At 71.8% G+C, this 24,550-nt stretch carries 17 protein-coding genes; 9 read left to right on the top strand and 8 right to left on the bottom strand.

The features are described from left to right. Window positions 1-111: 111 nt before the first annotated feature. Window positions 112-1,332 carry an MFS transporter gene (locus ABZ194_RS00715; protein WP_355590143.1) on the bottom strand — a complete coding sequence of 407 codons (1,221 nt, stop codon included), beginning with the start codon at window positions 1,330-1,332 and terminating at the stop codon, window positions 112-114. After that, a complete protein-coding gene (locus ABZ194_RS00710) occupies window positions 1,333-2,328 on the bottom strand; it encodes a metallophosphoesterase (RefSeq protein WP_355590140.1) in 996 nt (331 codons plus the stop codon). It abuts the gene before it with no gap. A gap of 423 nt (window positions 2,329-2,751) precedes the next feature. Here ABZ194_RS00710 and ABZ194_RS00705 point away from each other — a divergent pair, with 423 nt between their 5' ends. Both ABZ194_RS00705 and ABZ194_RS00700 read left to right on the top strand, forming a co-directional pair. Further along, the gene (locus ABZ194_RS00705) at window positions 2,752-4,224 is read left to right on the top strand and encodes a DNA-3-methyladenine glycosylase 2 family protein (RefSeq protein ID WP_355590137.1); all 1,473 of its coding nucleotides are present in this window, start codon (window positions 2,752-2,754) and stop codon (window positions 4,222-4,224) included. A 62-nt stretch (window positions 4,225-4,286) separates the two neighbouring features. Beyond that, window positions 4,287-4,793 (top strand): methylated-DNA--[protein]-cysteine S-methyltransferase, encoded by a 507-nt coding sequence (locus ABZ194_RS00700; protein WP_355590134.1) that lies wholly within the window; start codon window positions 4,287-4,289, stop codon window positions 4,791-4,793. Between the two features lie 118 nt (window positions 4,794-4,911). Here ABZ194_RS00700 and dnaE read toward each other — a convergent pair whose 3' ends face one another. Then, window positions 4,912-8,433: a DNA polymerase III subunit alpha gene (gene dnaE, locus ABZ194_RS00695; RefSeq protein WP_355590131.1), complete on the bottom strand. Its 3,522-nt coding sequence runs from the start codon at window positions 8,431-8,433 to the stop codon at window positions 4,912-4,914. Between the two features lie 148 nt (window positions 8,434-8,581). Here dnaE and ABZ194_RS00690 point away from each other — a divergent pair, with 148 nt between their 5' ends. After that, entirely contained in the window at window positions 8,582-10,129 is a 1,548-nt protein-coding gene (locus ABZ194_RS00690) for an amino acid permease (RefSeq protein WP_355590128.1), read from the top strand. Here the strand turns inward: ABZ194_RS00690 and ABZ194_RS00685 are convergent. Beyond that, complete coding sequence (locus ABZ194_RS00685) at window positions 10,074-11,012, bottom strand: chorismate mutase (protein ID WP_355590126.1); 939 nt, start codon at window positions 11,010-11,012, stop codon at window positions 10,074-10,076. The two genes, ABZ194_RS00690 and ABZ194_RS00685, sit on opposite strands and share 56 nt — an antisense overlap. 328 nt (window positions 11,013-11,340) lie before the next feature. On the opposite strand from ABZ194_RS00685, the gene ABZ194_RS00680 reads away from it, so the two are divergent. From ABZ194_RS00680 to ABZ194_RS00660, 5 genes are all read left to right on the top strand, one after another. Continuing rightward, entirely contained in the window at window positions 11,341-13,293 is a 1,953-nt protein-coding gene (locus tag ABZ194_RS00680; RefSeq protein ID WP_355590123.1) for a protein kinase, read from the top strand. Window positions 13,294-13,342: 49 nt separating this feature from the next. Further along, window positions 13,343-15,490 (top strand): protein kinase, encoded by a 2,148-nt coding sequence (locus tag ABZ194_RS00675; protein ID WP_355590120.1) that lies wholly within the window; start codon window positions 13,343-13,345, stop codon window positions 15,488-15,490. 134 nt (window positions 15,491-15,624) lie between these two features. Further along, window positions 15,625-16,305, top strand: coding sequence for an AzlC family ABC transporter permease (locus tag ABZ194_RS00670; protein WP_355590117.1), 681 nt, complete (start codon window positions 15,625-15,627; stop codon window positions 16,303-16,305). Next, a complete protein-coding gene (locus tag ABZ194_RS00665; RefSeq protein WP_355590114.1) occupies window positions 16,302-16,616 on the top strand; it encodes an AzlD domain-containing protein in 315 nt (104 codons plus the stop codon). The genes ABZ194_RS00670 and ABZ194_RS00665 overlap by 4 nt, the downstream gene beginning before the upstream one ends. Before the next feature lie 116 nt (window positions 16,617-16,732). After that, the gene (locus ABZ194_RS00660; protein WP_355590111.1) at window positions 16,733-18,319 is read left to right on the top strand and encodes a protein kinase; all 1,587 of its coding nucleotides are present in this window, start codon (window positions 16,733-16,735) and stop codon (window positions 18,317-18,319) included. A gap of 37 nt (window positions 18,320-18,356) precedes the next feature. On the opposite strand, the gene ABZ194_RS00655 is transcribed toward ABZ194_RS00660, so the two are convergent. From ABZ194_RS00655 to ABZ194_RS00640, 4 genes are all read right to left on the bottom strand, one after another. Then, window positions 18,357-18,770 (bottom strand): RidA family protein, encoded by a 414-nt coding sequence (locus ABZ194_RS00655; protein WP_355590107.1) that lies wholly within the window; start codon window positions 18,768-18,770, stop codon window positions 18,357-18,359. 176 nt (window positions 18,771-18,946) lie between these two features. Next, window positions 18,947-19,876 (bottom strand): RluA family pseudouridine synthase, encoded by a 930-nt coding sequence (locus ABZ194_RS00650; RefSeq protein ID WP_355590104.1) that lies wholly within the window; start codon window positions 19,874-19,876, stop codon window positions 18,947-18,949. Next, complete coding sequence (gene lspA / locus ABZ194_RS00645) at window positions 19,869-20,366, bottom strand: signal peptidase II (protein WP_355590101.1); 498 nt, start codon at window positions 20,364-20,366, stop codon at window positions 19,869-19,871. The genes ABZ194_RS00650 and lspA overlap by 8 nt, the downstream gene beginning before the upstream one ends. A gap of 62 nt (window positions 20,367-20,428) precedes the next feature. Next, entirely contained in the window at window positions 20,429-20,848 is a 420-nt protein-coding gene (locus ABZ194_RS00640; protein ID WP_355590098.1) for a TraR/DksA C4-type zinc finger protein, read from the bottom strand. Window positions 20,849-21,304: 456 nt separating this feature from the next. Between ABZ194_RS00640 and ileS the strand changes: the two genes are divergently transcribed. Further along, window positions 21,305-24,469, top strand: a complete 3,165-nt coding sequence (gene ileS / locus ABZ194_RS00635; protein ID WP_355590095.1) for an isoleucine--tRNA ligase — start codon at window positions 21,305-21,307, stop codon at window positions 24,467-24,469. Window positions 24,470-24,550 lie beyond the last annotated feature (81 nt).

Genomic DNA, 24,550 nt, shown 5'->3' with positions numbered 1-24,550 from the left:
GCCTCCCGCCGACGGCCCGGACACCGGCCGCGGGGACCGCGGAGGGGGCGCGGGACATGGGACGCACGCGGAGTACGGGGTGCGCGGGAGGTACGGGAAACGGGACGGAGGTCACGCGTGTCTCCTCATCACGGACCGGGCGCCGAGCACGCAGACCGCGAGCCCGGCCGCCATGACGGCCAGCCCCTGGGTACTCCCCCACAGCGTCCAGACCGCGCCGAACAGGACGGAGGACAGCATCCGGGCCGACGCCTGGCCGGTCTGGAGCAGGGCCAGGCCACTGGTGCGCAGGTGGGCGGGGAGCATCGGCCCGGCCACGGCCATCAGCACGCCGTCGGTGGCGGCGTAGAAGACCCCGTGCAGGGCCAGCACGGCGACCGGCCACCCCGGCCCGAGCAGTACGAGGTAGGCGGCGATCAGGGCGACGTGCCCGGCGAGGAAGACCGGGAGCCGGCCCAGCCGGTCGGCGAGCCGTCCGGCGGGTACGGCGAGCAGCAGGTAGACGGCGGCCGTGCCGATCGGCAGCAGCGGAAAGTACGCGGCGTCGATCCCGCCGCGCCTCTGCAGCAGCAGGTAGACGAACGCGTCGCCGACGGTGACCAGGCCGAGGGCCACGGCCGCCGCGCACACCCTCCGGAAGGCGGCGTCGCGGAGCAGCCCGAGCGCGGCGCGCGGCGAGGTGGCCGAGCGCGGGCCGGGCAGCGGTGTGGACCGGTCGCGGACGTACATGACCAGCAGCAGCACGCCGAGCGCGGCCACGCAGAAGCCGGTCACGAACACCGCGTCGTACGCCCCGCCGGTGCCCGTCAGGATGGCGAACGCCGCCAGCGGGCCGAGCAGCGCGCCGACGGTGTCCATCGCGCGGTGCACGCCGAACGCCTGCCCGAGCCGGTCGGGCGGGACGCTCAGCGAGATCAGCGCGTCCCGAGGAGCCGTGCGCAGCCCCTTGCCGGCCCGGTCGGCGGCGATCACCGCGCCCAGCGCCGCGACGGAGCCGCCCGCCGCCAGCAGGGCCGGCTTGCAGAGCGCCGACAGCCCGTAGCCGATCCCCGCGACGAGTTTGCGCCGCTGCCACCGGTCGGCGAGGTTTCCCCCGGTGAGGCGGACCAGCGCGGTCACGCCGAAGGACAGGCCGTCGAGCAGGCCGAACTGCAGCGGGCTGAGCCCGAGGAAGAGCGTCAGATAGAGCGGGAGGACGGCCGTGACCATCTCCGAGGAGACGTCGGTGACCAGGCTGACCGCGCCGAGCGCGAGCACGTTCCGGGGAACCGCCCAGGAGAGCCGGGACCGCGGACGTGCTCCGTCCGCGGTCCGGCTTGCCGCGATGTACATCTAGTGGCAGGCGTAGGTGGGGCCGGTGTCCTTGACCGCGCCGTCGGTCCCGATCAGCTGCCAGGAGAAGGCGGCGGGGGCGAGGTTCAGCTTGAGCACGCCGTAGGTGTTCGCCAGCCGCTTCTGGCTGTTGGGCTGGACGTTCTGGATCCGGTACGGCGAGGCGCCGCCCATGCCGCCGAGGATCTCCACCATGCCGTTGGGGTCGGCCTGGGCGTCGGGGTTCTGCGGGGCGAACCGCTCGTAGTGGTGGTCGTGCCCGTTGAGCACCAGATCGGCCCGGGCGTCGTAGAGGATCTTCCAGACCGGCCTGCTCACCGGGGCGTTGCCGTGCTCACCCGAGCTGAACAGCGGGTGGTGCCAGTAGGCGGCGACGCACCCCCTGGTGTTGGCGGCCAGGTCGGCTTTGAGCCAGTTGATCTGGGCCGGCTGGTTGAAGTTGTTGGAGTCGAGGGCGATGAAGTGCCAGTTGCCCCGGTCGTAGCTGTAGTAGGTCTTGCCCTGCGGGGTGGCGAGGGAGCCGAAGTAGCCCTTGTATCCGGCGTAGGCGCCCGCGGGGTCGTAGGTCTCGTGGTTGCCGGGGACCGGGCGGGTCTTGCTCTTGAACGCGCCCCAGGTCTTGTCGTAGTACTTCTGGTAGTCCGACAGCCGGCCGTCGCTGTACTGGTTGTCGCCCATGGTGAGGACGTACTCGGGGTTCATCGCCCGAACCTGCGCGGCGGTCTTGGGATGGACGCACGAGCTGGAGCTCGCGGTGCACCGCTCGGCGATGTCGCCGGCCGCCGCGACCACGAAGGTGCCGCCGGGGGGCACGGTGGGGGTCGTCGTCGGCGTCGGGGCGGACGTGAAGGGGTAGGCCGGCCTGCCCTGCGACAGCGGGGTTTCGGCGGCTTCGGCGGGACCGGCGGTGACCAGGCCGCTCGCGAGGAGAGCGGTGATCGTCACGGCGGCGGGCAGGAGCCGGCGGGGAACGGAGTAAGGCTTCGTTGAGGTCACGAGCTTGTCTCCTGAAGGGGGGAAAGAGACGAGGGTCACGGCGTCGCCTGCGACGTCGTGCGAGCTACGGCCGGGGCGGCGCGTCTCTCACTGAGCACCTCACGTCTCGTCGTGGACGCCGCGCCGAACCGCACACGGCATAGTGGCAAGCGATTCCGCGGAATGTCAATGAAAGTTAGTAAAGTTTCCTAACTTGCATATTTTCGTAGCCGAAAAGTTCACCCGGCGGGCACAATATCCCATCGGAGACCCCCGCTTCCGGCCATCGGCCAGAGCCGCGGTCCGGCTCCGGCCCGACTCCGGTCCGGCGGCGGGGGCAGGGGCGGAGAGTTCGCGACCGCACCGGCGCGACGAGCCCGGCCGATGCGGGTGATGTCGGATTTCCGCTAGCCCAGCGGGGTGGCCACGGACGATGCTGGCGGTATGCATGAGGACGTGGAACGGTGTATGCGCGCTGTGCGGTCCAGGGACGCCCGGTTCGACGGGTGGTTCTTCGGCGCGGTGATCACCACCGGGATCTACTGCCGGCCGAGCTGCCCGGCGGTACCGCCCAAGATCGAGAACATGCGCTTCTACCCCAGCGCCGCCGCGGCGCAACTGGCCGGATTCCGGGCGTGCAAACGCTGCCGGCCCGACGCCAGCCCGGGCTCCCCGGAGTGGAACCACCGCGCCGACGTCGTGGCCCGGGCGATGCGCATGATCGCGGACGGCGTCGTGGACCGTGACGGAGTGCCCGGCCTGGCCGCGCAGCTCGGCTACAGCACGCGCCAGGTCGAACGGCAGCTGCGCGCCGAACTCGGGGCGGGCCCGCTCGCGCTGGCACGGGCGCAGCGGGCCCAGACCGCCCGGCTGCTGATCGAGACCAGCGCCCTGCCGATGGCCGACATCGCCTTCGCCGCCGGATTCACCAGCATCCGGGCGTTCAACGACACCGTGCGGGAGGTCTTCGCCCTGACCCCGACCCGGCTACGGGATCGCGTCGCCCGGGGCCGCCCGGCGACCACCCCCGGGGTGCTGTCGCTGCGGCTGCCGTTCCGGTCTCCGCTCTGCCCCGGCAACCTGTTCGGGCATCTCGCCGCGACCGCCGTCCCCGGGGTGGAGGAGTGGCGCGACGGCGCGTACCGTCGCACGCTGCGCCTGCCGCACGGCCACGGGGTCGTCGCCCTGCGTTCGCTGCCGGACCACGTCGGCTGCCGGCTGGCCCTCACCGACCTCCGCGACCTCTCCACCGCGATCAGCAGGTGCCGGCACCTGCTCGACCTCGACGCCGACCCCGTCGCCGTCGACGACCTGCTCCGCGGCGACCCGGCGCTCGCCCCCCTCGTGGAGAAGGACCCCGGCCGCCGGGTGCCCAGGACCGTCGACGCGTCCGAGTTCGCGGTGCGCGCGGTGCTCGGGCAGCAGGTGTCCACCTCCGCCGCCCGCACCCACGCCGCCCGGCTGGTCACCGCGTACGGCGAACCGATCACGGACCCCGAGGGGGGCCTCAGCCGTCTCTTCCCCGGCCCGGCGGCGCTGGCCCCGCTGGACCCGGCGGAGCTCGCCCTCCCCCGGGCACGCCGCGCCACGCTCACCGGGCTGGTCGCCGCCCTGGCCGCCGACGAGATCGACCTCAGCGCCGGAGGCGACTGGCACCGAGCCCGCGCGCAGCTGTCGGCGCTGCCGGGGCTCGGCCCCTGGACCGTCGAGACCATCGCCATGCGCGCCCTCGGCGATCCCGACGCGTTCGTCCCCACCGACCTGGGGATCCGCACCGCCGCCCGCCAGGCCGGCCTTCCCGCCACGCCCGCCGCGCTCACCCGCCGCGCCGCCGCCTGGCGGCCCTGGCGGGCGTACGCCGTTCAGCATCTCTGGGCCACCGGCGACCACCCCGTCAACCGGCTGCCCGCCGCCTGACCACCTTCCCGTTTCCCTCCCCGCCGGATTCCTCACCGCCGGATCCACCCAAAGGAGCCTCGTTGCCTCAGACGGAAGACAGAACGCACACCGTGGTGGAGAGCGCCGTCGGCCCGCTCACCCTGGTGGCGACCGGCGGAACCCTCACCGGGCTCTACATGCACCGGCAGCGGCACCGGCCGCCGGCGGAGACCTTCGGCGAACCCGACGCCGGGCCCTTCACCGAGGTCGCGAGCCAGCTGCGGGCCTATTTCGACGGACGGCTGACCGACTTCGACCTGCCCATGATCCTCGCCGGTACCCCGTTCCAGCGACGGGTCTGGGCCGCGCTGCGAGACATCCCCTACGGGGAGACCATCACCTACGGCCGGCTCGCCGACCGGATCGGGCAGCCCACCGCGGCCAGGGCCGTGGGCCTGGCCAACGGCAGGAACCCGATCGGCGTCATCGTTCCCTGCCACCGGGTGGTGGGCTCCACCGGCGACCTCACCGGCTACGGCGGCGGGCTGCCGACCAAGCGATATCTGCTCGCCTTCGAGCGAGGCGCCGGCGGGGCCGCCCTCTTCTGACGGCGAGGACGCCGGGCAGGTGTCCTTTGGCATCGACAGATCCGGCCCCCGAAGGCCGAGGCGGGCGAGACTGTCGGCGCCGCGCCCCACGTCGCGTTCAACGCGACTCCGCGCACTCTCACGCCCCCAGGCAGGCCGGACCGAGAAGCTGTTTCAAATCGCCCATCAGAGCCGGGGAGGGGGCCACGCGCAGGCGGTCGTCCAGGCGGACGACGACGGTCTTCGGGCCGTTGTGCACCTGGAGGTGGACCTCGGTGGTGCCGGGATGGGCGGTCAGCACCTCCTTGAGACGGCCGATCACCGGAGGGGTGCAGCGAGCCAGCGGGAGGCTGACGGGCAGCGGGCCGCCGCCCTCACGGGTCAGGTCGGGGGCGGTGACCTCCATCGCGATGATCTTGCCGACGTCCTCGCGCTTGTCCAGGCGGCCCTTGACGAAGACGATGGCGTCCTCGGCCAGGACGGTCGCGCAGAGCTGGTACGCCGAGGGGAAGATCATCACCTCGATGGCGCCCTCCAGGTCCTCCAGCATGGTCAGGACCCAGGTGTCGCCCTTCTTGGTGACCTTGCGCTGCACACCGGAGAGGATGCCGCCCACGGTGATGACCTGGCCGTCCGGGCGATGCTCGTCCTGGAGCGCGGCGACCGAGCAGTCGGCGCCGGAGGCCAGGATGTGCTCCACGCCGAAGAGCGGGTGGTCGGAGACGTACAGGCCCAGCATCTCCCGCTCGAACTGCAGCAGGGTGGTCTTGTCCCACTCCCCCGGCGGGATCTGCACGTCGAAGGTCTGGTCCTCGGCCCCCTCGACGGCGCCGAACAGGGAGTCCTGCCCCTGCGCCTCGTTCTTCTTGATCCCGATGATGCTGTCGACGGCCTGCTCGTGGACCAGCACCAGGCCCTTGCGCTCGTGGGCGTAGGAGTCGAAGGCCCCCGCCTTGATCAGCGACTCGATGACCCGCTTGTTGCAGACGACCATGGGGACCTTGCGCAGGAAGTCCTTGAAGTCGGCGAAGCGGCCCTTCTCCCGGCGCGCGGAGATGATCCCGTCGACCACGTTGCCGCCGACGTTGCGGATGGCCGACAGGCCGAACCGGACGTCGGTGCCGCGCGGGGTGAAGTCGAAGTCGGAGTCGTTGACGTCCGGCGGGAGAACCTTGATGCCCATCCGGCGGCACTCGTTGAGGTAGAGCGCCGACTTGTCCTTGTCGTCCTTGACCGAGGTCAGCAGACCGGCCATGTACTCGGCCGGGTAGTTGGCCTTGAGGTAGGCGGTCCAGTAGGAGACCAGCCCGTAGGCGGCGCTGTGCGCCTTGTTGAAGGCGTAGTCGGAGAAGGGGAGCAGGATGTCCCAGAGGGTCTTGACCGCGGCGGCCGAGTAGCCGTTGTCCTTCATACCCTGTTCGAAGGACTCGAACTGCTTGTCCAGCTCCGACTTCTTCTTCTTGCCCATCGCGCGGCGCAGCAGGTCGGCTTTGCCGAGGGAGAACCCGGCGACCTTCTGCGCGATGGCCATGACCTGCTCCTGATAGACGATCAGGCCGTAGGTGGTGCCGAGGATCTCGGCCAGCGACTCCCTGAACTCCTCGTGGATGGGGACGATCTCCTGCTGGCCGTTCTTGCGGAGCGCGTAGTTGGTGTGGGAGTTGGCGCCCATCGGTCCGGGCCGGTACAGCGCGCCGACGGCGGAGATGTCCTCGAAGTTGTCGGGCTTCATCAGCCGCAGCAGCGACCGCATGCCGCCGCCGTCCAGCTGGAACACGCCCAGGGTGTCGCCCCGGCCGAGCAGTTCGTAGGTCTTGCGGTCGTCCAGCGGGAGCTTGAGCAGGTCGATCGCGGTACCGGTGTTGGCCTCGATCATCTTCAGGCAGTCGTCGATGATCGTGAGGTTGCGCAGGCCCAGGAAGTCCATCTTCAGCAGGCCGAGCGTCTCGCAGGTCGGGTAGTCGAACTGCGTGATGATCACACCGTCGGAGTCACGGCGCATGATCGGGATGTAGTCGGTCAGCACCTCCGAGGACATGATGACGCCGGCGGCGTGCACGCCGGTCTGCCGGATCAGGCCCTCCAGGCCTTTGCCCAGATCCATCGCCGACTTGACGTCGACGTCCTCCTCGTACAGCTTGCGCAGCTCACCGGCCTCGTTGTAGCGAGGGTGCTCGGAGTCGAAGATGCCCGACAGCGGGATGTCCTTGCCCATCACCGCGGGCGGGAACGCCTTGGAGACCTTGTCGCCGAGGGCGTAGGGATGGCCGAGGACGCGGGCCGCGTCCTTGATGGCCGCCTTCGCCTTGATGGTGCCGAAGGTGGCGATCATGGCGACCTTGTCGGCGCCGTACTTCTCCGTCACGTAGCGGATCACGTCGCCGCGCCGGCGCTCGTCGAAGTCGATGTCGACGTCGGGCATGGAGACGCGGTCGGGGTTGAGGAACCGCTCGAAGATCAGGCCGTGCGGCAGCGGGTCCAGGTCGGTGATGCCCAGCGCGTACGCCGCCAGCGAGCCGGCCGCGGAACCTCGCCCCGGGCCGACCCGGATGCCGTTGTTCTTCGCCCACATGATGAAGTCGGCGACCACGAGGAAGTAGGAGGGGAACCCCATCTGCAGGATGACGTTCATCTCGAACTCGATCTGCCCGCGGTGCTCCTCGTCCACCCCCTCGGGGAAGCGGCGTTCCATCCCCCGCCGGATCTCCTCGCGGAACCAGCCCTCCTCGGTCTCCCCCTCGGGGATGGGGAAGGTCGGCATCAGGTTCTTGAAACCGAACATGCCGGACGGGTCGACCTTCTCGGCGACCAGCAACGTGTTGCGGCAGCCCTCGGCCCACAGGTCCGAGGAGTCGACCGCGCGCATCTCGTCGGCGGTCTTGATGTAGTAACCGCTGCCGTCGAAGCGGAACCGGTCGGGGTCCGACAGCTGCTTGCCGGTCTGGATGCAGAGCAGCGCGTCGTGCGAGGTCGCGTCGGACTCGTAGGTGTAGTGGGAGTCGTTGGTGACCAGCGGCGGGATGTTCAGCTCCGCGGAGATGCGGGTCAGCCCCTCGCGGACCCGGCGCTCGATGTCGAGCCCGTGGTCCATGACCTCCAGGTAGTAGTTGTCCTTGCCGAACAGCTCCTGGAACCTGGCCGCCGCGGCGAGCGCCTCGTCGTACTGGCCCAGGCGCAGGCGGGTCTGCACCTCCCCCGACGGGCAGCCGGTCGTGGCCATCAGCCCCTCGGCGTGCTCGGCGAGGATCTCGGCGTCCATCCGGGCCCACTTGCGGACGAAGCCCTCGGTGTAGGCGCGCGAGGAGAGCTTCATCAGGTTCGTCAGCCCGGTGGCGTTCTTCGCCCAGATCGTCATGTGGGTGTAGTAGCCACCCGCCGACACGTCGTCGCGCCTCTGGTGCGGCTCACCCCAGAGCACCGACTTCTTCTGGTGCCTGGAGGCCGGGGCGACGTAGGCCTCGATACCGATGATCGGCTTGATCCCGGCCCCGGTGGCCTGCCGGTAGAAGTCGTAGGCGCCGTGCATGTTGCCGTGATCGGTGATCGCGATGGCGGGCATGCCCAGATCGCCGACCTGCTTGAACATCTGCTTCAACCGGGCGGCTCCATCGAGCATGGAGTACTCCGTGTGAACGTGAAGATGCACAAACGAGTCGGACATGCGGCCTCGTTCCTCCCCTAGTCGCGTGTCGGCCTGGGAAGCCTACGCGCGTTTGCCGTCCCCCGGGGCACCCGCCTGCCGACACTCTGCGCAACGATTGGATACTTTCCGTAACGAAGCTTCTGAGCTGGGCACATGGGGGGAACCTGTGAAGATCGACGAGGGCTACAGCCACGCGCTCGGCAACCGTCAGGTGCAGATGATAGCGATCGGCGGCGCGATCGGGGTGGGCCTGTTCCTGGGCGCCGGCGGGCGGCTCCAGGCGGCCGGTCCCGCACTCGTGCTGTCGTACACGGCCGCCGGGCTCGCGGCGTTCTTCGTGATGCGCGCCCTCGGCGAGCTGGTGCTCTACCGGCCCACCTCGGGCTCCTTCGTAGACTACGCCGCCGACTTCGTCGGGCCGTGGGCCGCCTTCACCAGCGGCTGGATGTACTGGGTCAACTGGGCCTTCACCGGCATCGCCGAGCTGACCGCGATCTCCACCTATGTGGGCCTGTGGGCCCCGCAGTTCCCCCGGTGGATCACCGCCCTCGTCTCACTGGCGTTCGTGCTGGTCGTCAACCTGCTGTCGGTGCGGCTCTTCGGCGAGCTGGAGTTCTGGTTCGCGCTGCTCAAGGTGCTGGCCATCTGCACGTTCCTGGTGACCGGGCTGGTGCTGGTGCTCCTCGGCACCTCCCTGGGCGGAAGCACCGCGGGACTGGGGAACCTCGTCTCCCACGGCGGCTTTTCCCCCAACGGGTTCCCCGTGGTGCTGATGAGCCTGCAGTCCGTGATCTTCGCCTACGCCTCGATCGAGCTGGTCGGCATCGCCGCCGGGGAGACGCGGAACCCCGAGCGGGTCATGCCCAGGGCGATCAACGGCGTGATCTGGCGGATCGGGATCTTCTACATCGGTTCGATCCTGCTGCTCGCCATGGTGCTGCCCTGGACCGCGTACGGTCCCGAGCGGTCGCCGTTCGTGACGGTCTTCGCCGCGCTCGGCGTCCCCTGGGCGGCCGACGCGATGAACCTCATCGTGATCACGGCGGCCATGTCGTCGTGCAACTCCGGCCTCTACTCCACCGGCCGTATTCTGCGCGCCATGGCCGTCAAGGGCGAGGCGCCCGCGTTCGCCGGGCGGCTCGGCTCCCGGCACGTCCCCTACGGGGGCATCCTCCTCACCGCGAGCGTGTTCGCCGCCGGGGTCGCCCTCTACTACTTCGTGCCGGAACGGGCCTTCAACATCGCCACCGCCATCGCCTCCCTCGGCGTGATCACCACCTGGGGCACCCTGGTCCTCTGCCAGATCAGGCTGCGCGAGGCCGCCGAGCGGGGCCTGCTGGACCGTCCCGCCTTCCGGATGCCCGGCTCGCCGTACACCAACTGGCTCACCCTGGGCTTCCTGGGGCTGGTGGTGCTGCTCATGCCGTTCGCCGACGATGACCAGCGCATCGCCTTCTTCTGCATCCCGCTGCTGGCCGCCGCCCTCGTCGTCGGCTGGCGGGTGGTCGGCACCGGGAGAGCCCGGAGGATCGGGAACGCCGGGGGCGGCGGCCCCACCGGGGAGATCGGGAACGCCGGGGAGATCGGGTACGCGGGAGAGATCGGGGAGATGGGGTACGCGGGGGATGTGGAGGGCGCGGGGGGCGCGGAGGACGGGGTCAGGACTGACCCGCCGCCCGGCGTTCCTCCGCAAGGTGCAGGCCCGCCTCGATGACGGCGTTCATGATGGGCGCCAGCCGTGCCTCGCCGAGGGTGGGGGCGCGGCGGGCCATCTCGGCGACCAGGCGCCGCTCGCGCTCCAGGTCGCGGCCGGCGAACCCGCCGACGGGCTTGAGACGCTGGATGGCGCCGGCGAGCTCGGCGCGGCGCTCCAGGAGGACGGCGAGCGCCGCGTCGACACGGTCGACGGCGCCGCGGGCGGCGAGGACGGAGCCGGGCGCCTCCGGGCGGGTGAGCGCCCCGACGATCCGCACGGCCTCCACCGCCGTCAGCGCCGCCTGCTCGGAGGCGCCCGGGGTCAGCAGGACGCCGTCGGCTCCGGCGGCGACGACCGCGGCGGCCAGCGCGGGGTCCTCGCCGAGGTCGGCCAGGACCGGACGCCCCGCCCTCTGCCGGGCGGCGCGCATCAGAGCCAGGTCGAGGGGCGCCCCCGCCGGGGACGATCCGCGGGTACGGCTGCCGCTCTCGCAGAGCACGACCCTGTCGTTGCCCTCGGCCACGCAGTAGTCGGCGATGGCCAGCCACTCCTCCAGGGTCGCGGCCGGGCCGCGCTGAACGATCATCGGCAGGCCGAGCCTGGCCGCCGCGCGGACCAGCTGGAAGTCCTGCATCCAGGCCGCGCCCACCAGCACGCCGTCGGCCTCCGCGGCGATCTCCGGCAGGTCCGCCGCCGAGAACGGCTCCACCAGGATCGGCCCGGCCCACTCGGCGCGGACCGCGGCCACGGCCTCGGCCGCCGGCACCCGGCCGTGGTGGTCGCGCAGATCGACCCGGCGGGCGTCCGCCCCGGGACCGCCGATCACCACCGCCGGTCCGGCACCGACCGCGAGCGTCCCCAGCCGTACGGTTCCGCGCTCCAGACGTGCGGTCAACGACATCTCGGCTCCCATGCTCAGCCGGCGCACATCCCGTGGTCCGGCGAATCGTAAGAAACAAAAAAGGCAGAGACTGTGCGTCTCTGCCTCGTGCCGGCTCCGAACGGTCGCTACATCACGCTGTCACGACCGGCCCTCCGGAGCCGGCTCGGTAAACACGAAATAGCAAGCCATGAGGGTGACGATAGGCCATCCGCGCCCCGGGCGCCAATTACCGGACAGCCTGTCTCAGGGTACGGACATCCAGACCTCGGGAGAGTCGATCACGCCGCTCGGCCTATGAGAGTATGCGGAGGCTTAGAGGGGGGTCAGAAAGGGGTAGGTGCGGTTGATGGCCGAAGCACAGCGTGAGGGACGTCGCATCGCCTCCCGCTACCACCTGCTCGAACCCATCGGCCGGGGTGGCATGGGCATCGTGTGGCGGGCCCACGACGAGCTCCTCGATCGCGAGGTCGCGGTCAAGGAGGTCCGCTACGCCGACATGCTCGGCGAGGACAACCAGGAGGACTTCAACCGGCGCACCAAGCGCGAGGCGCGTGCCGCCGGGCGGCTGACCCATCCGAACGTGGTCGTCGTCCACGACGTGGTGGAGGAGGACGGGCGGCCCTGGATCGTCATGCAGCTGGTGGAGTCCCGGTCGCTGGGCAAGGTCCTGCGCCAGGACGGCCCGCTGCCTCCGGAGCGGGTGGCGGAGATCGGGCTGCAGGTGCTGGAGGCGCTGCGCGCCGCCCACGCCCAGGGGGTGCTGCACAGGGACGTCAAACCCGAGAACGTGCTGCTGGCCGACGACGGCCGGGTGGTGCTGACCGACTTCGGCATCGCGACGCTTGAGGCCGAGACCGCCCTGACCATGACCGGGATCGCCGGCACACCCGCGTTCATCCCACCGGAACGGATCAAGGGGGGCAGCGCGCAGCGCGAGTCGGACCTGTGGTCCCTCGGGGCGACGTTGTACGCGGCCGTGGAGGGCAGGCCGCCGCACGACCGGGGCGGGGCGCTGCCGACGATGCACGCCGTGCTGAACGACGAGCCGGAACCCCCGGTCCACGCCGGGCGGCTGGCCCCCGTCCTCGAAGGGCTGCTCCGCAAGGACCCGGATCTGCGGATGTCCTACGAGGAGGCCGCCCCGCTGCTGCGCGAGGTGGCCGAGGGAGGCAGACAGCGGCGGCCGCCCCCCAGGACGGCCGTCATGCCGACGGTCGCCGAGGCGGCGGCCGAGACCGATCCGGGGATCCGCCCTCCGGCGCGGGGCCTGCCGGCCACGGGGGTGAAGCTGGGCTCCGCCGTACCCGCTCCCCCGAAGGATCCGCCGCCGGCCGCCCCGCCCCCGCCCCCGCCGCAGCCGGCCGCGCGGCAGCGGCCCCGTGAACCCGTGGCCGAGGTACGGCGGACGCCTGCCGGTCCGCCTCCCGGCGCGGGGGGCGGACCGGCCCCCGGGCCCGTACCGGCCCCCGCCCCCCGGCCGGTTCAGCGGCCCATCCCCCCGGTGGGGCACGAGCCCGCCCCCGCCGTACGGCACGAGCCCGCCCCCGGCGCCGCTCCCCCTCGCCGCCCCGTGACGATGATGGAGCGCCTCTCCACCTCGCCGGCGCTCGCCTCGTGGCAGGCCCGGTCGTCGTTGAAGCGGGGGCTGCTGATGATCGTGCCCGCGCTGGTGGTGGTCGGGGTGGTCGCGGGGTGGCTCGGGATACGCGACGGCGAGGCGACCGGCACCCTGGCGTCCCAGGACAGGCCGAGCAGGACGGCACAGCCCGCCGAGACGTCCGCGGAGCCCAGCGGGGATCCGTCCCCGTCCGCCAGCCCCGAACCCGAGCCCGAACCCACCAAGAGCGACAAGGCCCCCGGGCTGCCCGACGACTGGCGCACGCACAAGGACGCCAACGGCTTCTCGGTCGGCCTGCCCAAGGGCTGGGACGTGGACCGGCGATCCGGGCAGTCGGTGTGGTTCCGCGGGCCCGACCGGGTGAGCTATCTGCTGATCGAGTACACCGAGCACCCGGGCTCCGACCCGAAGAAGGACTGGCAGGAGCAGGAGCGGTTCAGCCGGGGAAACTTCAGCGGTTACGAGCGCATCCGCATCGCGCGGGTCGACTACATGAAGAAGGCCGCCGATTGGGAGTTCACCTGGAACATGAGCTCGGGCAAGGCCCGGGTGATCAACCGGGGGTTCGTGACCGAGGGCGGCCGGGGATACGCGATCTACTGGCACACCAGGGCCGAGGAGTGGGACAGGAACCTGGGCCTCTTCAAGGGATTCACCGAGAGCTTCTCCTCGAAAAAGTGAGCACCGTCCCAACCGGCTACGATGCGTGGGTTTGGGAGGGGCGAGGAGAATGACCGAACGGAAGGTGGCGGGCCGGTATCGCCTGCTCGAACCCATCGGCGAGGGCGGGATGGGCGTCGTCTGGCGCTCTCACGACGAGCTTCTCGACCGGGTCGTGGCGATCAAGGAGGTCCGCTACCGCGGCGTCGACGAGGCCGCGCGCGCCGACCTGAACCGGCGGACGATCCGGGAGGCCAAGTCCGCGGGGCGGCTCGACCACCCCTCAGTGATCATCGTGCACGACGTGGTCGAGGAGGAGGGGCGGCCCTGGGTCGTCATGCAGCTGGTCCGCTCCCGCTCGCTGGGGGAGATCATCCGCACCGAGGGGCCGCTCTCCCCCGAACGGGTGGCCTCGGTCGGGCTGCACGTGCTGGGCGCGCTGCGGGCCGCGCACGCCGCCGGGGTGCTGCACCGGGACGTCAAGCCGGAGAACGTGCTGCTGGCCGACGACGGCCGGGTGGTGCTGACCGACTTCGGCATCGCCTCCATGGCGCACGAGACCGGCATCACCCGGACAGGCGGGATGATCGGCACCCCGGCGTTCCTTCCACCGGAACGGCTGCACGGCCTGCCCGCCACCCCGGAATCGGATCTGTGGTCCCTGGGGGCGACGCTGTACGCCGCCCTGGAGGGCCGCCCGCCGTTCGAGCGCGACACGGCCGCGGCGACCATGATGGCCGTCCTGCACGGCGAACCCCGCCCGATGACCCACACCGGTCCCCTCACCTCCGCGATCCTCGGCCTGCTCGCCCGGGACCCCGCCGCCAGGACGGCCGCCGACGAGGCCGCCGCCCTGCTCACCCTCGCCTCCTCGGGGAGGGGCGCCGGGCGCCCGGCCTCCCCGGGTGAGGCCGGAGTCGGCACGCACCCCCCGCGGACCGGTGCGGCGCCCCACCATCCCCTGTCGCCCCATCCGGGTCACCCGGGCTCTCCCTCCAGGCCCGGCGGCCCGCCGTATCCGGAAGACCTCACACACCGCGGTGGACCGGCCTACCCCGGCGAGCCCGCCGGACCCGGTGCCCCCGGCCATCAGAGCGGTCCGGTACGGCACGGCGAGCCGCGCTACCCGAACGATCCGGCCCGGCCCGGCGCCCCCCTACAGGACAGCCGGCCCGCCCACCCCGGGGAGACGGCGCCTCCCGACGTGGCCGTGCCGCCCGGCCGGCATCCGCAGCACGCCTCCCCCCGGCACAGCGGGCCCCCGTCCCACCCGGGCGGCCTGGCACGGTCCCACCACCGCGACGGGTCCGCCCCCACCGGGCACCCGTCCCATCCGGGGGACCCGACGTGGCCTCCGTACCGCGACGGTCCCACCGCCGCCGGATACCCCGCCCATCCGGGTCCCCCGCCACAGCCCGGCCGTCAAAACGATCCCCACCACCCTGGACGGCCCCCCTACGGCACCGGGCCGCCGCCCACCGGCCCCCGGTCGCACCGGGGACGGCCCGGCCGCGGGTCCGCCCTGGCCGGGCGGCTGGCGCTCGCGGTGGGGGTGCCGGCGCTCGCGCTGACGGTCGGGATCGGCGGATGGCTGCTGCTCCGGGGGCCGGACGACGCGACACCGAACCCGCCGACGTCCGCCGCCGGGTCCTCGGGCGGGACGACCGGGCCGGACACGCCCTCGGGAGGTCCCCGTCCCACCGCGTCCTCGTCGCCCTCGTCGTCCTCGTCGTCCTCGTCCTCGTCGCCGCCGGCCGTCCCGGACCGTCCCGCCCGGCTCCCGGCGGGCTGGCGGCTGTACCGGGACCCCAAGATGGGCTTCAGCGTGGCGATGCCGCGCGGCTGGACCGGTAAGCGCTTTCCCGACCGGAACAGGATGGAGTTCCGGGAGCCGGGATCGGAGGCCTTTCTGTGGATCGAGTCGACCGAGGACCCGGAGAGGGATCCGGTCAGGCACTGGGAGAAGGTGGAGCGGGGCGGGCTGGCCAAGAAGGCCTGGCCGGGTTACAGACGCCTGGGCGTCACCCCGCTGCGGTATCGCGGCGCCCCCGCCGCCGACTGGGAGTTCACCTACCTGAGGAACGACGTTCCGACGCACGTTCTGGACCGGGGCTTCCGCACCGCCTCCGGCCGCCCCTACGCGATCTACTGGGAGAGCCCGGAGGCCGAGTGGGACCGGACGTTCTTCGACAGGTTCACGAAGACCTTCCAGCCGTGACCACCACGACGGATGTGTCAGGCACGGCGGGCGGGCCGCCGGTGACGGACGGGCCGGTCGCGACCGGGCGGACAGCGGCGCCCCGGCGGGAACGTACCAACTCAGTACAGAAAAGCAGACATAACCTCATTCATATGGAAACAACCACTCGCTCCTCGGCGATCCGGGATGGACTGGGGGTGGGGATCGCCGTGGGACTGGCCGGGCTGGCGTTCGGCGCCACCGCGGTCACCGCGGGGCTGAGCGTCGCGCAGGCGTGCGTGCTGAGCCTGTTCGCCTTCACCGGCGCCTCGCAGTTCGCCATGGTCGGGGTCGTCGCGGGCGGCGGCAACCTGGTCGCCGGCACGGCGGGCGCGTTGCTCCTGGGGATCCGCAACGGCCTGTACGGCCTGCGGATGGCCGACCTGCTGGGAGCGCGAGGCCGGCGCAGGTTCCCGATGGCCCACGGCGTGATCGACGAGACGACCGCGGTGGCCCTGGCCCAGCCCGACCGGGAGTCGGCCAGGACCGGGTTCCTCGTCACGTTCGCCAGCCTCTACCTGACCTGGAACGCGACCACGCTGGCCGGCGCGGCGGGCACCTCCTGGGTGGCCGACCCGGCCCTGCTCGGCCTGGACGTGGTGGGCCCGGCGACGTTCCTGGCCATTCTGTGGCCCCGGCTCACCGGTGGCGGCGCGGAGACCCGTACGCCGCGGTTGATCGCGGCGTGCGGCGCGGCGGTCGCGCTGGCCGCGACCCCGTTCACCCCGCCCGGCGTGCCGGTGCTCATCGCGGCGGTGGCCGTGCTCGCCGTGATCCTGAGGAGGCCGCGATGAGCGGTGTGTGGTGGGCCGTGCTGGCCACCTGCGTGGGGTGCTACGCGCTGAAGCTCGCCGGCCTGTCGGCGCCGCGCCGGATGCTCGACCACCCCGGGGTGCAGCGTTTCGCGGCGCTGGTCCCGGTGGCGCTGCTAGCCGCGCTGATCGCGGTGCAGACCTTCGCACACGGCCAGTCGCTGCACGTCGACTGGCCCCGCACGGCAGGGCTGGGCGCGGCCGTGGTGGCGCTGCTGCTGCGCGCGCCCTTCCTGGTCGTGCTGGCCGCGGCGGCCGTGGTCACCGCCGCGCTGCGCTGGCTGACGGCCTGACCGGAGGGGAGGGAACGCGCGCCCGGCGCGCTGCCCGCGCCGGTGACGATCTGACAACTTGACGGCATATGTGACATATGCCGATTGTCTGCCGTAATCAGGGGTAGGCGAGGCCCATGTCCGACTCTCAAGAGATCATCGGCGCCCGGTACCGGCTGCTGGAGCGCATCGGCCGCGGGGGCATGGGCACCGTCTGGCGGGCACAGGACGAGGTGCTCGGCCGGGACGTGGCGGTCAAGGAGGTCATCCCCTCCCCGGACCTGACCGGCCCGGAGCGCGAGGTGTTCACCGTGCGGACGCTCAGGGAGGCGCGCGCCGCCGGCCGGGTCGGCCACCCCGGCGTCGCGACGGTCTACGACGTGATCGAGGAGGACGGGCGTCCGTGGATCGTCATGCAGCTGGTGGAGTCCCGGACGCTCGGCGCGGTGGTCAGGGAGGACGGGCCGCTGCCACCGGCGCGGGTGGCGCGGATCGGGCTGGAGGTGCTCGGGGCGCTGGTCGCCGCACACCACGCGGGTGTGCTGCACCGCGACGTCAAACCGGACAACGTGCTGCTCGCCAGGGACGGCCGCGCCGTGCTGACCGACTTCGGCATCGCGGTACTGGAGGGCGACTCGTCGGTGACCAGGACCGGAGCCCTCATCGGCACACCCGCGTTCATCGCGCCGGAACGGGCGGGCGGCGGAACGGCGGAGTTCGCCTCCGACCTTTGGTCACTCGGCGTGACGCTCTACGTGGCGGTCGAGGGGCGCTCCCCCTTCGAACGCGCCCACCCCCTGGCGACGCTCAGCGCGGTCATGCACGAGGAACCGGCCCCGCTGAGGTTGGCCGGCCCGCTGGGACCGGTGATCTACGGCCTGCTCCGCAGGCATCCCAGGCAGCGCATGTCCGCCCAGGAGGTGCAGACCCACCTGCGCTCGATCGTGAACGGGACCGCGCCGCAGGCCACCATGCCGATCGACCTGCCCTCCCCCGCTCCCACCCGCGCGCCGGCGACCGGGGAGATCGCCGGGCCCGTGACCCCCGGACCCATACCCCACGGCTCGGCGGTCCCGGAGGCGGCGGAGCCCGGCGCGGCGGCCCCCGTGCCCGCCCCGGCCGCCCCGGGGGGACGGCGGCGGCGTTCCGCGGCCGCGGCCCTGGTGGCCGCGGTGCTCGCGATCGTCACGACCGCGGGCGGAGCCGCCTGGGTCGCCATGAGCTCCGTTCCTCCGGCCTCACAGGAGCCGACGCCCCCGAGGGACGTTCCCACCGGGGACGACGCCCGCGGGACCAGCACCAAACAGGCCAGGCTGCCCACCGGAAGGGATTCCTCACCTCCCGGAACGGGGCGGGACACCCGGCGGGCCCCCGCCCGCCCGGCACCCGCCGACAAGTCCAACAAGTCCGGCAAGCCCGAGGAGAACGGTCCGTCCCCGTCGCCCAAACCCTCGGACACCCCCTCGGAACAAGGCCCGGAGAACGACACCGGCACGGGCGGCGGAGAGTCCGAGAGCGCCCCCGAGGACGGCCAGAGCCCCGGTCAGGGGCCGGGGAAGAACCCCGGCGACGGGGGTGACCAGAGCCAGGACGGCAACCAGGACCCCCAGAGCGGCCAGGACGGTCTCGGTGGCGAGGCGAACGCCGTGGCGGGCAGCGCCCCCGGCATGTCCGCGTACGGCAAGGCGGGCGGTCCCCACCGGGGCGAGACCGTCGAGGAGTAAGCGGATGAGGCGGACTCGCCGGGCCGGAAAGGGCCGGTCAACCGGCGGCGGACGCCGGCCCCGGCTCCATGGGCCGTCGCGCGTACACCTCGATCTCCAACCTCATCCGGGGATCGGCCAGACCGCACACGAGCATGGTCGCCGCCGGGCGGACATCGCCGAAACAGCGGCGCAGCGTGGGCCAGCACGGCTGGAAGTCCTCACGGTCGGGCAGCAGGTATCTGACCCGTACGACGTCGGCGAACGAGCAGCCCGCCTCGGCCAGCGCCGACTCGACGTTGCGCAGGCACTGCTCGGCCTGTTCGACGACGTCGTCGGAGATGGTCATGGTCGCGTAGTCGAACCCCGTCGTCCCGGACACGTGCACCCGGTCGCCGTCGACCACCGCCCGCGCGTAGCCGATCTCCTCTTCGAAGGTGGAACCGCTCAAGATCACACGCCGCTCTGTCATGCGGCGAAAGGTAGACAACCGGCGCCGGTATGTCCAACGCCCCGTCGTGACCCGCCATCCGTCACCCGCCACCAGGCCGTGACGGGCCCGGCGCGCGGGCCGGCCGCGCCGCGACCGGCGGGGAACACCGCACGAGCGGGCCGGGGAGTCTCCGGCGTCCGCGCCGGGCAGGACCGTCAGGACTCGCTGCCGACGATCTTCAAGGCGCGGGCCAGGTCGTCCGGGTAGCCGGCGTCGAAGCCGACCCACTCACCCGTCACCGGGTGCTCGAAGGCCAGCGAGACGGCGTGCAGCCACTGCCGGGTGACGCCCAGCCGCGCGGCCAGCGTGGGATCCGCGCCGTACATCAGGTCACCGACGCACGGGTGGCGCAGTGCCGCCATGTGGACCCGGATCTGGTGGGTCCGCCCGGTCTCCAGCTTGATGTCCAGCAGCGACGCGGCGCGGAACGCCTCGACCGTGTCGTAGTGGGTGACCGACTCCTTGCCTCCGGCCACCACCGCGAACCGGCCGTCCCCCGAGGGGTGGCGGTCGATGGGCGCGTCGACCGTGCCGCGCAGCGGATCGGGGTGGCCCTGGACCAGGGCGTGGTAGCGCTTGTCGACCGTGCGCTCCTTGAAGGCGCGCTTCAGCCGCGAGTAGGCGTGCTCGCTCTTGGCGACGACCATGGCCCCGGTGGTGTTGGCGTCCAGGCGGTGCACGATGCCCTGCCGCTCGGCGGCACCGCTGGTCGCCACCCGGTGCCCGGCGCCCAGCAGGCCACCGATCACGGTCGGCCCGGTCCAGCCGGTGGTGGGGTGGGCGGCCACGCCGATGGGCTTGTTGACGACGACGATGTCGTCGTCCTCGTAGAGGATCCGCATGCCGGGGATCGGTTCGGCGACCGGCATCGGCACTGCGGGCGGCGCCGGCAGGGTGATGTCCAGCCAGGCGCCCGCGTGGACCCGGTCGGACTTGGCGGCGGGCGAGCCGTTCACCAGCACGTCGCCGTCGACGATCAACTCGGCCGCGCGGGTGCGGGAGAAACCGAACAGCCGGGACAGGGCCGCGTCGAGACGCTCGCCCTCCAGCCCGTCGGGGACGGGAAGACTCCGCTGTTCAGCCATCGTTTCTTCTCTCTCCGGTGTCTCGTGTGCCGTCGATCTGATAGCCCCGCCAGGCGAGGAGGACGGCCAGGATCCCGCCGCAGACGATCGCCGAGTCCGCGACGTTGAAGACCGGGAAGCGGCCGGGGAAGACCTCGACGAAGTCGACCACGTGCCCCTGGAGCCCTCCGGGGGCACGGAAGAGCCGGTCGGTGAGGTTCCCCAGGGCCCCGCCGAGCATCAGGCCGAGCGTGATCGCCCACGGCACGCTGCGCAGGTTCCGCGCGGTGCGCAGGATGGCGATCACGACTCCGGCCGCGATGATCGTGAAGACGATGGTCATGCCGGTGCCGATGCTGAACGCGGCCCCCGGGTTGAAGATGACCCGGAACTGGAGCAGGTCGGGGATGAGCACGACCGGCTCCCTGCCTTCGAGCGTCTTCAGCACGATGGTCTTGGTCAGCAGGTCGAGACCGTAGACGACCACCGCGAGAGCCGCCAGCACGGCCACCCGCCGCGCCGCCCGCGGGGCGGGTGGGGCGGCCCCTCCGGCGGGGCCGCCGGCGTCACCGGTCAGCGGCGCTCCTCCCGCTGCTTGCAGGCCACGCAGAGCGTCGCCCTCGGGAACGCCTGAAGGCGCTCCTTGCCGATCGGCTTGTGGCACGATTCGCACACTCCGTAAGTCCCCGCGTCGATCCGGGCGATCGCTCGCTCGTTCTGCGCGACCAGATCGCGCGAGTTCAGGGTAAGGGCGATCTCACGTTCCCGTTCATACGTCCGGGCACCGGCGTCGGCCTGGTCGTCTCCGGCGCCGTCGGTGACATCGCTCGACGCGATCTCGCTCTCCGCCTTGGCGATCTCCTGGTTGAGCTCGTCGATCTCCTCGGCCAGCCTCTCGCGGACGTCCGCGAGCTCCGTGGCCGACCAGGTGACGGCGCTCCCGTCCTCCAACGGCGCTACCGCGCTCTCGTCCGCGCGTACAGTCGCGGCCATGGCGGCCTCCTTGCTCGATCGGACCGTATTCCAGTGTGGTAAACGGTGCGGGCAGCTTAGGTCTCCCATAACAGAACGGCAAACGACCCGCCGTGATGTTTACCACTCCCGTAACATACGGCCCCCTCTCTCGGATTCCCTCTCCGACCTCGGTATTCGGGAAGCTTCTCGCGGATCGGTGCGTTATGGTGTGAGCCTGCAAGGCGTTGATGGGGACAACTACCTCCGAGCCCCTCGCACGAGCGACCCGGGGAGGGTGTGAGCCCGGGGCGATGCCCGGAGGGAAAATCACCCCTGAGCCGCCGGAGGAACGGTCACCCCGACCCAGTAGAACCGGCAGCAGAGCCCAAGGAAGAGGACCTTCGCTCCGAAGGTCAAGGAGGGTGGTACCGCGGGGCCCATCGGGTCTCGTCCCTCCACGCCACTGCCGATGCCAGCGTGGAGGTCCCGCCTTTTATGTCCGCCTATTTCCGCTCTCTTCCCGCGCAGGTCGATCTGCCCGCGCTTGAACACGAGGTGCTCGACCGCTGGCGGGACGGCAAGATCTTCGAGCGCTCGGTCGAGCAGAACGCCGGCGGCCCCAACTGGGTCTTCTACGAGGGCCCTCCCACCGCCAACGGCATGCCCGGCGTGCACCACGTCGAGGCCCGTGTCTTCAAGGACATCTTCCCCCGCTACCGGTCCATGCGGGGCTACAACGTGCCCCGCAGGGCCGGCTGGGACTGCCACGGCCTGCCGGTCGAGGTCAGCGTCGAAAAGGAGCTCGGCCTCTCCGGCAGGAAGGACATCGAGGCGTACGGCATCGCCGAGTTCAACGCCAGGTGCCGCGAGTCCGTGGTGCGGCACGTGGACGCCTTCGAGGAGATGACCGAGCGGATGGGGTACTGGATCGACCTGTCCCAGGCCTACCGCACGATGGACCCGTCCTACGTGGAGTCCGTCTGGTGGTCGCTCAAGGTCATCTTCGACAAGGACCTGCTCACCCGCGACTTCCGGATCACGCCCTACTGCCCCCGCTGCGGCACCGGCCTGTCCGACCACGAGCTGGGCCAGCCCGGCGGCTACGAGACCGTCACCAGCCCCTCGGTCCACGTCCGGATGCCCGCCACCTCCGGCCCGCTGGCCGACCTCGGCGCCTCGCTGCTGATCTGGACCACCACGCCCTGGACGCTGGTCTCCAACACGGCGGTGGCCGTGCATCCGGAGGTGACCTACGTCGCGGCGCGCCCGGCCGGGTCCGACGAGGTGCTGGTGGTGGCCGAGCCGCTGCTGGTCGCCGCGCTGGGCGAGGGCGCCGAGGTGCTGGCCTCCTTCCAGGGCGCCGAGCTGGAGCACACCACCTACTCCCGCCCCTTCGACCTGGTCGACATCCCGGGCGCGCACTACGTGGTGCTCGGCTACTACGTCACCACCGAGGACGGCACCGGCCTGGTCCACCAGGCACCCGCCTTCGGCGCCGACGACCTGACCACCTGCAAGCGGTACGGCCTGCCGGTGGTCAACCCGATCGGCCCCGACGGGCGCTTCCTCGACGACGTCCCCCAGGTCGGCGGCCGGTTCTTCAAGGAGGCCGACGAGGACCTGACCGCGGACCTCCTCCGCCGTGGCCTGCTCTACCGGGGCGGCCACTTCGAGCACAGCTACCCGCACTGCTGGCGCTGTCACACCGCGCTGCTGTACTACGCGCTCCCGGCGTGGTACATCCGCACCACCGCGATCAAGGACCAGCTCCTCGCCGAGAACGAGAAGACCAACTGGTATCCCGGGACGATCAAGTGGGGCCGCTTCGGCGAGTGGCTGCGCAACAACGTCGACTGGTCGCTGTCGCGGTCGCGCTACTGGGGCACGCCGCTGCCGCTCTGGGTCTGCTCCGCGGACGACTCGCACGTCACCTGCGTCGGCTCGCTGGAGGAGCTGGGCCGGCTGTCGGGCCAGGACGTCTCCGCGCTCGACCCGCACCGCCCCTACGTGGACGACGTCACGCTCCCCTGTCCCACCTGCGGCGCCGAGGCGCGCCGGGTGCCGGACGTGATCGACGCCTGGTACGACTCGGGTTCGATGCCGTTCGCCCAGTGGGGCGCGCCGTACCGCGACGCCGACATGCTCGACAAGGCCTACCCCGCGCAGTTCATCTGCGAGGCCACCGACCAGACGCGCGGCTGGTTCTACTCGCTGATGGCCGTCGGCACGCTGGTCTTCGGCAGGTCGTCGTACGAGAACGTGCTCTGCCTCGGCCTGATCCTCGCCGAGGACGGCCGCAAGATGAGCAAGCACCTGGGAAACGTGCTGCAGCCGATCCCGCTGATGGACCAGCACGGCGCCGACGCGCTGCGCTGGTACATGGCCTGCGCCGGCTCGCCGTGGGCCGCCCGCCGGGTCGGGCACGCCGCCCTGGAGGAGATCGTCCGCAAGGTCCTGCTGACCTACTGGAACACCGCGTCGTTCTTCACCCTGTACGCCAACGCCGAGTCCTGGTCACCGGCCGACCTCTCCGAGGCCCCCGGGTACGGCGAGCGCCCGCTGATCGACCGCTGGGCGCTGGCCGAGCTGCACCGGACGACGGCCGACGTCACCGCGTCACTGGACGACTACGACACCGCCCGCGCCGGGCGGCGGCTGGCGGAGTTCCTCGACGACCTGTCCAACTGGTACGTACGGCGCTCCCGCCGCCGGTTCTGGTCCGGTGACGTCTCGGCGTTCGCCACGCTGTACGAGTGCCTGGAGACCGTCACCCGGCTGATGGCGCCGGTGACGCCGTTCGTCACCGACCACGTCTGGGGCGTGCTCCGCGACGCCGACGCCCCCTCCTCGGTCCACCTGGCCGGCTGGCCCTCCGTGACCGAGGAGCTGCTGGACGAGGCGCTGTCGGAGCAGATGGCGCTGGTCCGGCGCCTGGTGGAGCTGGGCCGCTCGGCCCGCGCCTCCAGCGGGGTGAAGACTCGCCAGCCGCTGGGCCGCGCCCTCGTCGGCGCCCGGGGCTGGGGGACGCTCTCCCCCGAGCTGCGCGAGCTGATCACCGACGAGCTCAACGTGCAGAGCCTGGAGGATCTGGGCGGCATCGAGGCCGACCTGGTCTCCTTCACGGTCAAGCCCAACTTCCGGGCGCTGGGCAGGAGGTTCGGCTCGCGGACCAAGCTGGTCGCCGCGGCCGTCTCCGCCGCCGACGCCGCGGAGCTCGCCCGCGCGCTCCGCTCGGGGTCGGCGGTGTCGGTGGACGCCGGTGAGCTGGGGCCGGTGGAGCTGACCGCCGAGGAGGTGATCGTCACCGAGCAGCCGAAGTCCGGCTGGGCTGTGGAGACCGGGGCCGTGGACACCGGGACCGGCGAGACGGTCGCCCTCGACCTGACCATCACCGACGAGCTGCGCCGCTCCGGGCTGGTCCGCGACGTCGTCCGCCTGCTCCAGGACACCCGCAAGTCCACCGGGCTGTCGATCTCCGACCGGATCGACGTGTGGTGGTCCACCACCGACGCGGATCTGGCGGAGGCGCTGCGTACCCAGGGTGGCACGGTGGCCGGCGAGGTCCTCGCGGTCTCCCTCACCGAGGGCGCCGCCGACGATCTTCCCATCCGCCACGACGCCGACCTCGGCCTGACCTTCCAGCTCCGCCGTATCAGCTGAGAACCGCCACATCAGCTGAAAAGCGAAAATCATGGAGAGGGGCCCGGGGATTCTCCCCGGGCCCCTCTCTCGGCTCTCTCA

The organism is Streptosporangium sp. NPDC006007, from assembly GCF_040614315.1.
In the GTDB taxonomy this organism is placed as follows: domain Bacteria; phylum Actinomycetota; class Actinomycetes; order Streptosporangiales; family Streptosporangiaceae; genus Streptosporangium.
The sequence above is the reverse complement of the archived record's forward strand: the minus strand, read 5'-3'. Positions and strand labels throughout refer to the sequence as shown.

Excerpts from the sequence above, each read along its gene's own strand:
- ABZ194_RS00715 (WP_355590143.1), bottom strand. The coding sequence starts at position 1,332 with ATGTACATCGCGGCAAGCCGGACCGCGGACGGAGCACGTCCGCGGTCC.
- ABZ194_RS00705 (WP_355590137.1), top strand. The coding sequence starts at position 2,752 with ATGCATGAGGACGTGGAACGGTGTATGCGCGCTGTGCGGTCCAGGGAC.
- dnaE (WP_355590131.1), bottom strand. The coding sequence starts at position 8,433 with ATGTCCGACTCGTTTGTGCATCTTCACGTTCACACGGAGTACTCCATG.
- ABZ194_RS00685 (WP_355590126.1), bottom strand. The coding sequence starts at position 11,012 with ATGTCGTTGACCGCACGTCTGGAGCGCGGAACCGTACGGCTGGGGACG.
- ABZ194_RS00680 (WP_355590123.1), top strand. The coding sequence starts at position 11,341 with ATGGCCGAAGCACAGCGTGAGGGACGTCGCATCGCCTCCCGCTACCAC.
- ABZ194_RS00675 (WP_355590120.1), top strand. The coding sequence starts at position 13,343 with ATGACCGAACGGAAGGTGGCGGGCCGGTATCGCCTGCTCGAACCCATC.
- ABZ194_RS00670 (WP_355590117.1), top strand. The coding sequence starts at position 15,625 with ATGGAAACAACCACTCGCTCCTCGGCGATCCGGGATGGACTGGGGGTG.
- ABZ194_RS00665 (WP_355590114.1), top strand. The coding sequence starts at position 16,302 with ATGAGCGGTGTGTGGTGGGCCGTGCTGGCCACCTGCGTGGGGTGCTAC.
- ABZ194_RS00660 (WP_355590111.1), top strand. The coding sequence starts at position 16,733 with ATGTCCGACTCTCAAGAGATCATCGGCGCCCGGTACCGGCTGCTGGAG.
- ABZ194_RS00655 (WP_355590107.1), bottom strand. The coding sequence starts at position 18,770 with ATGACAGAGCGGCGTGTGATCTTGAGCGGTTCCACCTTCGAAGAGGAG.
- ABZ194_RS00650 (WP_355590104.1), bottom strand. The coding sequence starts at position 19,876 with ATGGCTGAACAGCGGAGTCTTCCCGTCCCCGACGGGCTGGAGGGCGAG.
- ABZ194_RS00640 (WP_355590098.1), bottom strand. The coding sequence starts at position 20,848 with ATGGCCGCGACTGTACGCGCGGACGAGAGCGCGGTAGCGCCGTTGGAG.
- ileS (WP_355590095.1), top strand. The coding sequence starts at position 21,305 with ATGTCCGCCTATTTCCGCTCTCTTCCCGCGCAGGTCGATCTGCCCGCG.